Here is a 12,088-nt window from a genome sequence, read left to right on the forward strand (position 1 = left end):
TTTGTTACGAATGGTGTCGATGTCGGATTGATCGCCCCGGTCTCGTCGTTCCAGAAAATGAAGGAGCAACGATATGTCTGAAAAGGAAGTCTTGTCTGTCATCCGGGGCCAGGAAGACGCAACTGCCAAGGGGGACGCCCGCGCCAACGTCGATGCCATGGACCCGGATGTCGTGGTTTTCGATCTGCCGCCGCCGCTTGCCTATCGAGGCGAACAGGCACGCGACGTCGAAGGGATAAATGCTTGGTTTGCAACTTGGCGCAACGGCGTCGCCGTTCACATGGCTGACCCGCAGCTCATGATCGACGGCGATCTTGCAGTGGCCTTCGGGCTGTCGCGCATGACTGGCATTAAGACCGATGGCACAAAGGTCGACTCCTGGAGCCGGCGAACCATCGTGCTAAGGCGCATCGCCGGTTCTTGGAAAATCATCCACGAACATGCCAGCTTCCCTATGGCAATGGACGGAAGTGGGCGCGCTGTGACGGATCTCTTGCCGTAGTTCCGGAATGCCTAACGTCCTCAACAGGGATGTCGGCTTTCACGCGGCAAGGGTTCGTAGGTGAACGGTCGATTTGGCGGCGCGTTGCTGACAGTCAGCCTTGGGGCCGTTGGCGGACTTGCGGCTTAGAGGCTCGGAATGTCAGAAGCGGACCCTCAGTCGGGCTGCGTGCATCGACGTGAACTGACCCAATTCGGACCTTGCGGTCCAACAGAGCGATGGTCTTCTGCCGTCTCTCGTCTCGATTGAAATGACCAGGAAGCGCCCAAGGGGTAAAGCAGGCTATGCACTTTGCGGATGTGCCGCCGAAGGCAGTTTGGAATTTTGCGCGCACTGAAGTTCTTCTGTAGTAGTTCCGCGAATGCGGTCCTGAAGGAGGCTTTGCATGGAGCGGAAGCTCACGGCGATCTTTGTTGCCGACGTCGTCGGCTTCAGTCGCCTCATGGAACTCGACGAGCCCGGCACTCTCGCGTCGTTGAACGCACATCGCAGCGAGGTAATCGATCCGAAGATATCTGAGCACCAGGGTCGCATCGTGAAGCTGACCGGCGATGGCTTGCTCGCCGAGTTCCAAAGTGTGCTTAACGCTGTCGCCTGCGCTGCCGCGATACAGCGCGCAATGGCCGAGCGAACGCGAGAAACGCCACAGGAACGGCGAATGGAGTTTCGTATCGGCGTCAATCTGGGTGATGTCATCGTAGAGGGCGATGACATTTTCGGCGACGGGGTGAATGTTGCCGCAAGGCTCGAGGGTATTGCAGAACCCGGCGGCGTCGCCGTTTCGGCTCCGGTCCGTGACCTTATCGGGGATCGGCTGGACATAGCATTTGAAGACATCGGCGATCAGATCCTCAAGAACATAGCGCGACCCGTTCGTGTCTTTCGAATCCGGACCGGCGCTGGACCGGCGGGTGAATCCGTCGGCTCCATTCACCGGCTATTCGCGCTCCCGACGAAGCCATCCATCGCCGTGCTACCGTTCGAGAATATAAGCGGGGATCCGCAGCAGGAGTATTTTGCCGACGGTCTGGTCGAGGATCTCATCACCGGACTGGCCAGGATTCCGAGCCTCTTGGTCATCGCGCGGAACTCGACTTTCACCTACAAGGGCCGGACCGTCGACGTGCGCCAAGTCGGCAGAGAACTGGGCGTTCGTTATGTCCTTGAGGGTAGTGTCAGGAAAGCCGCGAACCGAATCCGCGTTACTGGCCAGCTCGTCGAGTGCGCCGGCGCAACTCATGTATGGGCCGAAAAGATGGAGGGCTCTGCGGAGGACATCTTCGATCTTCAGGACCGAATGGTGATGAGCATCGTCGGCGTGCTGGAGCCGGCTATGCGGCGCGCGGAAATCGAGCGCGCGCTTCGAAAGCGCCCCGATGCGCTGGACGCTTATGACCTCTATCTGCGAGCCCTTCCGCATGTCTACGCCAATTCGCCGGACGAAACCGAAAGAGCGCTGCACCTGCTTGAGGAAGCTTTGAGGCGCGACCCGAACTACCCTGTGGCCCATGCCTATGCGGCCTGGTGTCTGGAGCAGCGCTATTTTCGAGGCGGCTTCCATGAGCAGGACAAGTCCATTGCCCTCGAGCATGCGCGCGCTGCTGACAGCCTCGGTGCGGATGATCCGCAGGCATTGAGCATCGCCGCCTTTGTTCAGGCCAATCTCACCCATGACTATGACACTGCGATCCTGGCTATCGACCGGTCGTTGGAAATGAACAGCAATTCGGCGCTCGCACTCGGCTTCAGCTCGCTGGTGGCCGCCCACAGCGTACGCATCGAAAGGGCGATCGAGCATGCGCTGAAGGCACTACGTCTCAGCCCCCTCGATCCCTTGAACTACCATCCGTATTGCGCGCTTGCACTTGCCAATCTGTTTACAGAACGTTTCGCCGAGGCCGGGACCTATGCCGCGCTTGCAATCCGTTCGAACCCGAGTTTCAGGGTGGCTTATGCCTATCTGGTTGCTGCCCAGGTCGGGTTGGATAACTTCGACGCGGCGGGCACGGGGGCTAGTCGCCTACTCGAAGTCGCACCAGAGTTCACCGTCAGCGGTTTTGCGCGAATGGGACTATTTAGACCGACGCAGATGAACGCACTTACCAGTGCGCTCAAGGCCGCTGGTCTGCCAGCCTGAGGTCATCCACCTGCAGCCGTCACTGTGAAGGGATGCTGTAGCTCGAATAGCGACTTTCGCAGCATCCAGCGGCAATGTCAGGAGGTGGCGCGACCTGCTCGTTCCAATCGACGAGACGAATGGCACCATCCCTTTGCGGTCTGTCGCCGTGGACCAGTACGAAAGCGGCCCTTTGGACCAGAGCTACATTCAGGGCTAAGAGCCTGACAGACTTTGCCGCTGCCGAAGCCTACGCCCGCTCCTCACCAATACCCCCTTGCTGTCCATCTCTCGAACAATGGGATGTTCGCCATTGCCCTTGCCGAGACCTTCTCATCGAAAGCGGCTGTCGGAAAGCTAGCCGAACTGAAGGCGGGGGGCCGGGTACCCACCGACGCAATCGTGGCCTATGGGAATACATATGTCCGTAAGCTTTGCTGTCGTTGATTTCGAGGCGACGGCGAGCGGATGATCTGGCGACCGGCGGGAGCGGATAGCTACCTCCCCGAGTTTTTCCGAAGCCGAGGCTGCGGGTTGTCATCTGACCAAGCCAAACCCGTGCTGCGCGTCATCGCGGCGGGCACTCCCCCGAGGGGGACGGTTTCCCGAAGGCGGGGGCGGGGTGGGATTGTGGGGCCCCTTGGCGGCGCGCCCGACCGCGAACGTCCTAGGGCCTCCCTACGCGATCCAGCAAGTAGCAAATTGACATTTTGTCGGCTAGGTGAGGTCGGCGAAATAAGAATCAAAGAAATTGCTTCAGCTAGAACCAGAACTCCAAGCCGAGTATGACCGGTACCTCGCCGAGTTAGATCATGAATCGGGTGTGCCCGAAGGCTACATCAGCACGCGTCAAGTTCTGCGCGCGCATTTTTTGATTGCGAACAAGTTCTATCTCGATGGTGCCGGTCTCGGTGGGATCGGACTAAAGGACATCGGATTATTGCAGTCAGCGGTTGGTCGGCAGCACGTATCGTTCGGCGGCAAAGCAAAATGGACGAACCATTTCGACATTTGCGCGACATTATTTTTCGGATTGATAAAGAATCACGCGTTTCACGACGCGAACAAAAGGACGGCCTTCCTAACCGCACTTTTTCATCTCGACACAAACGGCTGGTGCCCTGCCGTCAGCGAACGTCAATTTGAAGATCTGACGGTCCAAGTGGCCGACAATGATTTGAGACGCTTTGCCCGATTCAACAAATTCGTTGAAGACGGAAATCCTGACCCGGAAGTCGCTTACATATCATGGTTTCTTCGTAACAATACTCGTTCAATTGATAAGAGAAAATACACAATAACCTTTCGAGAGCTTCAGGCAATACTGCATAAGCATGGCTTCTCGCTGGAGAACCCGCGTAATAACTATATTGATGTTGTGAAGGTTATCGAAAAACGAGCCTTCTTCGGCCTCGGGAAAGCTAGAGTGGTGCACGATAGACTGGCGCAAATCGGGTTTCCCCGATGGACTGAAGAAGTGCGTCCGGAGGCGCTTAAGACAGTCAGGTCTGTAACTGGCCTTGATTACAAGAACGGCGGTGTGGACTCAGGGGCCTTTTTCAAGGGACTTGATCCCGTCCAAAATTTGATCACCACCTACCACGCACCCTTAATGCGCCTAGCAGATCGCTAGTGTGGGCGTTACCCGGCGAATCGCCGCCTATCGACCGCCGGACCATCGTCCTGTAAGACCTTGACGTCGCGAGCGGCGAGCCGCGCTGAGGGGGTTAGCGTTGTGGAGAAGCATCTAATCGCAGCGTTGGCGGCGGTGATGGGTAGCTCGGCGATGTCTGCCGAGGCGGCTGAGTGGAGCCCAACCTATTTGGGCTGCGTCTTCACGGAGTCGGCGTTTTCGGCTACGGACGACATTTACCCGGACCATCGTAATGAAGAGCGACTGAAGGTAGGCTCGACAAAATTTGAATTGGCGTTCGCTGCTATCGACCTTTTGGCGCATCGTGCGCAGCTGATCGGAAATCAGGGATCGGCGCAGGTCATTGCACAGCGAGGTGGCTTTGAGAGCGTGGTGTTTCTGGAGTGGACGCCACTAGGCAGTGTAAATTTGACGACGGTGCTGGCTCCGACCAAAGACGGCACGATCCGAGCGGTGACGTCGAGGCACATCGCGGAGCCGCTCAGCGGCTACATGGCCTCTCAGTACTTGGGCACCTGCAAGGATCACATCGGTGAATTGCCGATGGCTGCCCAGTAATAAGGTCGGTCGCCGGGGCTTGTCGGCAGGCAGGGGCGGGGTGACATGTGGGCCCCGCCCGTCTGGTCACCACCGTGGACGATGGCTCCAACGAGTTCAATGGAAAGCGGATGGTTCTGCGGCTCCCTTGGACTGCTCGGCCCGACGATGTGGTGCCCGAACGTAGTGGGAGCGCATCACATCGAGCCCTTGAGACCCGTTCGAGGTGCAGCCGCCTGGTATCTACTTACGCGGCGCGTCGTTGAGCGAGGTGGAAACCCGAACGGGCTCGACGAGGCTCGACGGCGGTCACGATGCTGTGGTGGTGATCACAGTACACGCGGTCAGGCGAAGTTGGCCCAGCACAAAAACGGTAACCGCCGGGTACTGACGGGTCTTCGCTCACCGGGAAGCGGCACTGATAGAGGCCTAGCTGAATGAGGGGGACGTCTCTCGAAGTTAGTCTGATATTTTCAGGCATGATGGTTTTCAGGTTCCAGGTTCATAGCCATTGCCGGCTGACGGCCGCAGTGCGACCCGTCGGGGCGAGCTTCTCTCATTTTGGAGGGCTATGGATCACCATATGGTGTTGGTCGCACCGTCAATGAAGCCCGACGCCCTGCTTCTGAAGCCAATAGCTTGCGACCTAAGGCCACACCTGCGCGGGTAAGAACGCACAGGCAATTGCCATCGTAGGCTGCCTCGGGCACCAGCCCCCGCCGGGGTTTGTCGGCGGCGGGGATTGGGGTGGCTTTGTGGGGCCTCCGACCGACACCCTCACACAGGTTAGGCACCTCCTCGCGGCCGGCCGCTCTCGCTCCCAAACCCAAATTTGCCTGAACGACCTAGTTCGAACCTTTGCGGTCGTTCAGTTGCGAGCGTCGCATGACGCGATCTGACCCGATCCGGTCGTTGCTAATCCACGGCGGGATGGGCGCGAGAGGGTGGAAATGGGTCATTGCCAGCAGACAAACGTGCGGTGCAAGCACACCAGTTTCCAGACCTCGCGACCACCCCCAAAGCGGACTTTGTGCCAGTACGGCCCCTATCCTGCTCCGGTCGAAGGACGCACAATGCTCATGCGATCGGATATGAGTCGTTTTTCAGGGGCACTGTACCAGATCAGGCGGTTCGATTGACCGCGTCGGTTGCGAGGCGCATCGTGCTATTGACCGGACGACGGGGAAGGTCGCCGCTGTGCGTATGCTTCCGAACATCCGTCTCGGCACCGAGCGCTACCCGGAGAAGGTTGCGCGGCGGCTGCGGGGGCTCAACATCGTCACCTGGATCGCCTCGGCTACGCACGCCTTCTATGTCGTCGCGTTGTTGCCCGATTTCACACGGTTCTGGTGGCTTGCCACCGGAAACGCGGTCGCGATGCTGCTCTACGCGGGCATTCCGCTCCTTCATCGCTTTGGGCGTCTGGCCGGGCCGGTTGCCGTTACCGTCATCTTCTATGCGGATGTGTCCGCTTACGTTTGGCTGCTCGGCACCAGCATCGGCATTCAGTTCTACTTTTTGATCGGTGTGGGCCTCGCCTTATTGTACGTCGGCCCCGAGTACGTCGCTTTGGCGGCAGTCTCCGGTGCGGTCGCAGCATTCCTGATCACAGTACTACAGCTGATGGTGCCCTATGACACCGGACTGTTGCCGGAGTGGCTTTTCATCGCGAGCTTTGTCACGAACGCCTTCGTCAGCTGCGGCACGCTATTGCTGATCGTATATTATGCGCTGCGTGAGGCTGCGCGGGCGGAGGCCGCCGCCGAGCGCGAATACGAGCGGTCGGAGCGGCTGCTCACCAACATCCTGCCGTCCCCGATCGCCGCTCGACTGAAGAGCGAAAGCAACGTCGTCATCGCCGACCGGTACGACGAAGCGTCCGTCCTGTTCGCCGACATGGCAGGTTTCACCGCGCTGGCGAGCGAAACCGCTCCGGACGATCTCGTGCAGTTCCTGAACCGCGTGTTCTCGGACTTCGACCGGCTGGTGGAGAGGCACGGGCTCGAGAAGATCAAGACCACCGGCGACGCCTACATGGTGGTGAGCGGCGTGCCGATGGCGCGGCCCGACCACGCCGAGGCCCTAGCCGTTCTGGCGCTGGAGATGTGCAAGGCCGCCACGGAGTGGCGCGACGCGCGGGGCCGGAACGTGCCGGTCCGCATCGGCATCGGCGGCGGACCGGTCGTTGCCGGCGTCGTCGGCACTAGAAAATTCTTCTACGACGTCTGGGGCGATGCGGTGAACGTGGCCGCCCGCATGGAGACGACAGGATCGGCCGGCAAGATCCAAGTATCAGAGGATATCTACGAGCGCTTAAAGGAAGGGTTCGAGCTAGAAGCACGCGGCGAGATCGAGGTCAAAGGCAAGGGCAGGATGCTGACCTGGTTCTTGCTGGCTCGCAAACCGCCGGCCTGATTGGCAACAACGCGTTGGAACCGGCCGTTGCGCGGATCGAACATGTCGAGCATGTCCTTGGAAATGTCGCAACCGATACGTCCCGCGATCGGGTGTAGTCTCAAAGCCCTTCTGATGTTCGCGGTTCGGCCCGTCGCCTCAAAATGACGCGCCACACGAGATTTGAACCCATAATCCTTGATGCCCTTTTTCCGTGCAGGCGACATCGGAGCAATCTGGTCGTCCCATTGGGTGGTCTTCCTTTCCAACCTACTTGCAGGAAGATCCGAGAAGGATCGAAACCGGATGTTCGATTTCGATCGATCGAACGGCCGGTTTTTGGCGCTTCCTGTCCGTTCAGATCGATGACGGCAATGCGAGCTTTCCACCCTGAGCGGGCCTACGGTTCCGGCACCAAGCGTCAGAATTTGACCACTAGCCGGAATGATGCCGACCAGTGTGGCGGCGAAAAGGAATGCGGTTCTTATGGTCGGGCTAGTCACGATGGGTCAGCTTCGGGTGCAAGCCGAGATAGCCGAGCGCGCCGATGACGGCGGCGAGGCAGACACCGGCCATGAACTCTGGGTTGTCGATGTTGCCGTTTTCCCAAAACAGTTCGGAAAGGTTCGTTAGGAGGCCAGCCGCATATCGGCAACAAGAGGCGGCGCGACGACCTCGCTAAACGGGCGCGCAACCCCGATGATCTGCTCAAGTTGGTGATCGTGCGTGACATGTGGCTGACCGGTTTCGACGCGCCCTGCATGCACACGATGTACGTCGACAACCCGAAGGGAATGTGCCGCCAATGGATGCTGTTCAAAGGCGAAGGCTGGAGCGCATTGCTTGGAACCACGCCGCCGCCGCAACCCGCGACGATGAAGAGAGATGGCCATTTCTGTTTCAGACCGAGGGCACAGTCGGCTACTACGCTGAGTTTGCCGCATCGTCTTAAAACTCAACAATTGGAGGCCGAGATGCCGAAAGGTAAGCCGCACGATTTGATCGTCTGCCCCGAGTGCATGGGAGAAGGCTCCATCAAACACGTCGTCGTTGAAGATGAGGAGTGGCTGGCAGAGCCCTGCGAGATGTGCGACACTGGCGGCAGCGTTTGGGTCGACGACGAGGGTAACATCCTTCCGCCCTATTCGCGGGTGATTTCGGGTGAGGTGTAGAACGGGCGACCTTGCGCCAGCAGATCCTGCTGACGAGCCCGCCAGTGCACTCTTGGAGCGGATCAGAGACGAGCGCGGAGCAGTGCCGAAAGCAGGACGAAGGGCATAGGAGGTATGGAGGGAACGCATGTCTGATGTCGCTACAGCCATGCCTGAGATTTGGTATCGGCTCTCGATCTTGGAGGGCGTGGATACGAACAAGCCGGGCATCTACGAGTGGCGGATCGAGGGCGCGGGCAGCTATATCGGCAGATACACCTTCAGCGACCGTCCGTTTGGCAATTATGCACGCCATGTGCGCGACCAGCTTAGCGGCGGCATCTACAAGCCGAGCAGACCTGACGGATGGCGTCGCATCCACCGCGAGCTTTATGCCGCGTTGCTCGATGGACGGGAAATTGAGCTGATCTTTGTTGAGAATTGCTCGGTCGGTGAGCTGAACGCCCGTGAGAGGGTCCATCGGAAAGATCGTGGGACGCTAAACGGTCGTCGCCGGTCGCTCGAAGAATGCCGTCGTCCCAAGCTTGCCCAGACTCTTGCGACGGCGCAGGCTGACGCATGAAGGTTCTACATAGTCAATGTTGGACGCGAGATCTATGCGTGGGCGATTGCCTAAGCCAAGGGGGAAACGGCTTGCTCCAGCGTAGCAGCACGGTGGGCAGGCTGTCACGGGTCGAGCCGGAGAAGGGAGTTTACGCGCGCGGCAAAAGTCCCGTTCAAGATCCCGTTGACTTTCGAGCCATCAGAAAAACCGTTAAGAAAACAAGCAATTACTGACGTATACTGGCGGAGAGAGCGGGATTCGAACCCGCGTTACGGTCTCCCGTAAACACACTTTCCAGGCGTGCGCCTTCAACCACTCGGCCACCTCTCCGTCTTAGCATTTTCGCCGCGGCCGGTTTCGCCGCGCGGGTTGGGGAGATGCGTCTCCCTTGGGATTGCGGTCCGGAACTCCGCACCGTGGGCGCCGTCAACCGGCGGACACCCTTTCCCCGCACCTGAGCCGTCAAAGCAACAGGCGCGGGGCTCATCTAGTCGATCCGGTGCCGAATGCCAAGACATAACGGCACTCTATTCGCTTTGTCGGATAAGGATGCTCTGTCCATGCCACCAGCGCTGCCTTGGTAGCCGATCGCCGCGATCGGCGGCGGCGTCTTAGCCGACTGGCGCCTCAGCGGCGCAAACCGGCGGCGTAGGTTCAACTTCGCGTGTCGCGATTGCGGATAAAGCGCGCAGATCCTATTTATCAGGCCGATACAGACATCTGATAAGCTTCCGGGGAGGTAAGGTCTGGATGTTCCGCTTTCTTTTCCGTCTCGCGGCACTGGTTGCGCTTTCGGTTTCCGTCATCATGGCGGTGATCGACGCGACGCGCTCGGTGGCGGCCTCCGCGCTGGTCATGACCCCGCTCAACACGAGCTGGCTCGCCGTCTCGCCGGATACGCGAAGCGCCTTCGAAAGTTTCGTCCGCGACAAGCTTGGTCCGCTGCTGTGGGACGGCGCCATCGCCTGGGTGCTCAACCAGCCCGGTTTCGCCGTGTTTGCGGTGGTTGCCTTCATTCTGTACTTGATCGGCTACAGGCGGGAGCGGCCGACCGGGCGGTTCGCGTAGACTTGATGATTTGTTGTTGATGACCTTCTGGCGTCCCCAAAACAAAGAGAAAGCCCCAAACAAAGAGAAAGGGAGACCGCACATGTTTCTCAGCGACATGCTGAACAAGAAACTCAATCTGCCGAAGCCTGCCGAGGCGCTGCCGGGCCGCGCGAAGCCTATCCCGACGGCATCCAAGCATTTCGTCTCGAAGCGGCCGCTCAAGGGGCCGTATCCCGAAGGGCTGGAGACGGCGATGTTCGGGCTGGGCTGCTTCTGGGGCGCCGAACGCCTGTTCTGGCAGGTCGAGGGTGTCTGGGTCACGGCCGTCGGCTATGCCGGCGGCGTCACCCCCAACCCGACTTATCAGGAAACCTGCACCGGCCTTACCGGCCATGCCGAAGTCGTGCTCGTTGTTTTCGACCCGAAGATCGTCTCCTATGCACAGCTTCTGAAGCTGTTCTGGGAAAGCCACGACCCGACGCAAGGCATGCGCCAGGGCAACGATGTCGGCACCACCTACCGCTCGGCGATCTACACGTTCGGTGATGCGCAATACCAGGCTGCGATCGCCTCGCGCGACGCCTATGAGGCCTCGTTGCACGGCGCCGGCCGCGGCAAGATTACCACCGAGATCGCCCCGGCGCCGGAATTCTATTTCGCCGAGGAAGACCACCAGCAATATCTGGCGAAGAATCCCTACGGTTATTGCAATCTGCAGGGCACCGGCGTCGCCTGCGCCATCCCGGCTGCCGTCTCCGCTTGAGGCCTTTGGCGAGACGATGATCCGTGGCGCCGGGATGCGGCGCCACGCTTTTCCAAAGGGTCAAAATTCCGCGTGAATTTTGTTTCGGGCCGTGCCAGATTGGCCCGAAGCGGGAGGAAGACACTCCTGTCTGATGTCGCATGCCTGCCGGAGAACCGGACGGGCAGGCGGTGCATAACGGAAAAAATAACCGACAGGGTGTGGATCACATGAAACGTATCGTTCTCGGCCTTCTGGCCGCAACTGCGATGGTTCTTCCGGCCTTCGCCGCGGACATTCAGCCAGCACTTCTCTACGATCTCGGCGGCAAGTTCGACAAGTCGTTCAACGAAGCGTCCTACAACGGCGCCGAAAAGTTCAAGGCCGAAACCGGCATCGCCTATGTGGAATTCGAGGTCTCAAACGCCACCCAGCGCGAGCAGGCACTGCGCCGTTTCGCCGAGGACGGCCGCAATCCGATCGCCATGGCGGGCTTCTCCTGGGCAGATGCGCTGGAGAAGATCGCCGTCGAGTTTCCAGAGACCAAGTTCGCCATCATCGACATGGTCGTCGACAAGCCCAATGTCCGCTCCGTCGTCTACAAGGAGCAGGAAGGCTCCTATCTCGTCGGCGTGATGGCGGCGATGGCCTCGAAGACCAAAAAGGTCGGTTTCATCGGCGGCATGGACATTCCGCTGATCCGCAGATTCGGCTGCGGCTATGTCGGCGGCGCCAAGGCGGCCGGCGCGACCGATGTCATCCAGAATATGACCGGCGACACGCCGGCAGCCTGGAACGATCCGGCCAAGGGCGGCGAGATCGCCAAGACGCAGATCGACCAGGGCGCAGACGTGATCTACGCAGCGGCAGGCGGTACCGGTGTCGGCGTGTTGCAGGCAGCGGCCGACGGCGGCAAGCTCGGCATCGGCGTCGATTCCAACCAGAACGGCCTGCAGCCCGGCAAAGTGCTGACCTCCATGGTCAAGCGGGTCGACGTTGCCGTCTACAACACCTTCATGGACGCCAAGAACGACAAGTTCACCGGCGGCATCAACGATCTCGGCCTCAAGGAAGGCGGTGTCGACTACGCCATGGATGACAACAACAAGGCGCTTGTCGATGACGCGATGAAGGCGGCGGTCGAAAAGGCCAAGGCTGACATCATTGCCGGTACCATCAAGGTGCACGACTACATGTCGGACAATTCCTGCCCCTATTGATCGCGGGGCAATCGCATTTGGATTCTTGCGAAGGTGGACCCCCACCCTAACCCTCCCCACAAGGGGAGGGAACGCTGCCGCGCGCCTTTACTTCCCTTTGGCACCGAAAAGGCAGCCATTTTGCCGAGGTCAGCGCCAACGGAAGTCTCCCTCCCCC

The 12,088-nt window shown here is 59.7% G+C and carries 10 protein-coding genes and 1 tRNA gene; 10 read left to right on the plus strand and 1 reads right to left on the minus strand.

Translation table 11 applies throughout. From position 1 onward, the window contains the following. The first annotated feature begins 73 nt into the window (after positions 1-73). From BQ8482_RS18475 to BQ8482_RS18520, 7 genes are all read left to right on the plus strand, one after another. Positions 74-502 carry a YybH family protein gene (locus BQ8482_RS18475; RefSeq protein WP_123148961.1) on the plus strand — a complete coding sequence of 143 codons (429 nt, stop codon included), beginning with the start codon at positions 74-76 and terminating at the stop codon, positions 500-502. Between the two features lie 385 nt (positions 503-887). Further along, on the plus strand, positions 888-2,639 hold the full coding sequence (locus tag BQ8482_RS18480) for an adenylate/guanylate cyclase domain-containing protein (protein ID WP_123148962.1): 1,752 nt from the start codon (positions 888-890) through the stop codon (positions 2,637-2,639). A gap of 730 nt (positions 2,640-3,369) precedes the next feature. Next, a complete protein-coding gene (locus BQ8482_RS18485; protein ID WP_123148963.1) occupies positions 3,370-4,251 on the plus strand; it encodes a type II toxin-antitoxin system death-on-curing family toxin in 882 nt (293 codons plus the stop codon). A gap of 102 nt (positions 4,252-4,353) precedes the next feature. Further along, positions 4,354-4,830, plus strand: coding sequence for a hypothetical protein (locus BQ8482_RS18490; protein ID WP_123148964.1), 477 nt, complete (start codon positions 4,354-4,356; stop codon positions 4,828-4,830). Between the two features lie 1,182 nt (positions 4,831-6,012). Continuing rightward, positions 6,013-7,224: an adenylate/guanylate cyclase domain-containing protein gene (locus BQ8482_RS18500; protein WP_123148966.1), complete on the plus strand. Its 1,212-nt coding sequence runs from the start codon at positions 6,013-6,015 to the stop codon at positions 7,222-7,224. Positions 7,225-7,850: 626 nt separating this feature from the next. Beyond that, complete coding sequence (locus BQ8482_RS18510) at positions 7,851-8,375, plus strand: type I restriction enzyme subunit R domain-containing protein (RefSeq protein ID WP_425294109.1); 525 nt, start codon at positions 7,851-7,853, stop codon at positions 8,373-8,375. A 187-nt stretch (positions 8,376-8,562) separates the two neighbouring features. Then, positions 8,563-8,937 carry a hypothetical protein gene (locus BQ8482_RS18520; protein ID WP_123148969.1) on the plus strand — a complete coding sequence of 125 codons (375 nt, stop codon included), beginning with the start codon at positions 8,563-8,565 and terminating at the stop codon, positions 8,935-8,937. A gap of 222 nt (positions 8,938-9,159) precedes the next feature. On the opposite strand, the gene BQ8482_RS18525 is transcribed toward BQ8482_RS18520, so the two are convergent. Then, a tRNA-Ser gene (locus BQ8482_RS18525) sits at positions 9,160-9,249 on the minus strand. A gap of 420 nt (positions 9,250-9,669) precedes the next feature. Between BQ8482_RS18525 and BQ8482_RS18530 the strand changes: the two genes are divergently transcribed. The 3 genes from BQ8482_RS18530 (at position 9,670) to BQ8482_RS18540 (ending at position 11,931) form a co-directional block, all read left to right on the plus strand. Continuing rightward, a complete protein-coding gene (locus BQ8482_RS18530) occupies positions 9,670-9,987 on the plus strand; it encodes a hypothetical protein (protein WP_123148970.1) in 318 nt (105 codons plus the stop codon). An 82-nt stretch (positions 9,988-10,069) separates the two neighbouring features. Beyond that, positions 10,070-10,732, plus strand: coding sequence for a peptide-methionine (S)-S-oxide reductase MsrA (msrA, locus tag BQ8482_RS18535; protein WP_123148972.1), 663 nt, complete (start codon positions 10,070-10,072; stop codon positions 10,730-10,732). 209 nt (positions 10,733-10,941) lie between these two features. Then, on the plus strand, positions 10,942-11,931 hold the full coding sequence (locus BQ8482_RS18540) for a BMP family lipoprotein (RefSeq protein WP_023797496.1): 990 nt from the start codon (positions 10,942-10,944) through the stop codon (positions 11,929-11,931). The last annotated feature ends 157 nt before the right edge of the window (positions 11,932-12,088 follow it).

The organism is Mesorhizobium delmotii, assembly GCF_900149755.1.
Classification (GTDB): Bacteria; Pseudomonadota; Alphaproteobacteria; order Rhizobiales; family Rhizobiaceae; genus Mesorhizobium; species Mesorhizobium delmotii.

Bases quoted from the DNA above. Each gene is read 5' to 3' on its own strand.
- BQ8482_RS18480 (WP_123148962.1), top strand. From the start codon at position 888: ATGGAGCGGAAGCTCACGGCGATCTTTGTTGCCGACGTCGTCGGCTTC.
- BQ8482_RS18475 (WP_123148961.1), top strand. From the start codon at position 74: ATGTCTGAAAAGGAAGTCTTGTCTGTCATCCGGGGCCAGGAAGACGCA.
- BQ8482_RS18540 (WP_023797496.1), top strand. From the start codon at position 10,942: ATGAAACGTATCGTTCTCGGCCTTCTGGCCGCAACTGCGATGGTTCTT.
- BQ8482_RS18530 (WP_123148970.1), top strand. From the start codon at position 9,670: ATGTTCCGCTTTCTTTTCCGTCTCGCGGCACTGGTTGCGCTTTCGGTT.
- BQ8482_RS18500 (WP_123148966.1), top strand. From the start codon at position 6,013: ATGCTTCCGAACATCCGTCTCGGCACCGAGCGCTACCCGGAGAAGGTT.
- msrA (WP_123148972.1), top strand. From the start codon at position 10,070: ATGTTTCTCAGCGACATGCTGAACAAGAAACTCAATCTGCCGAAGCCT.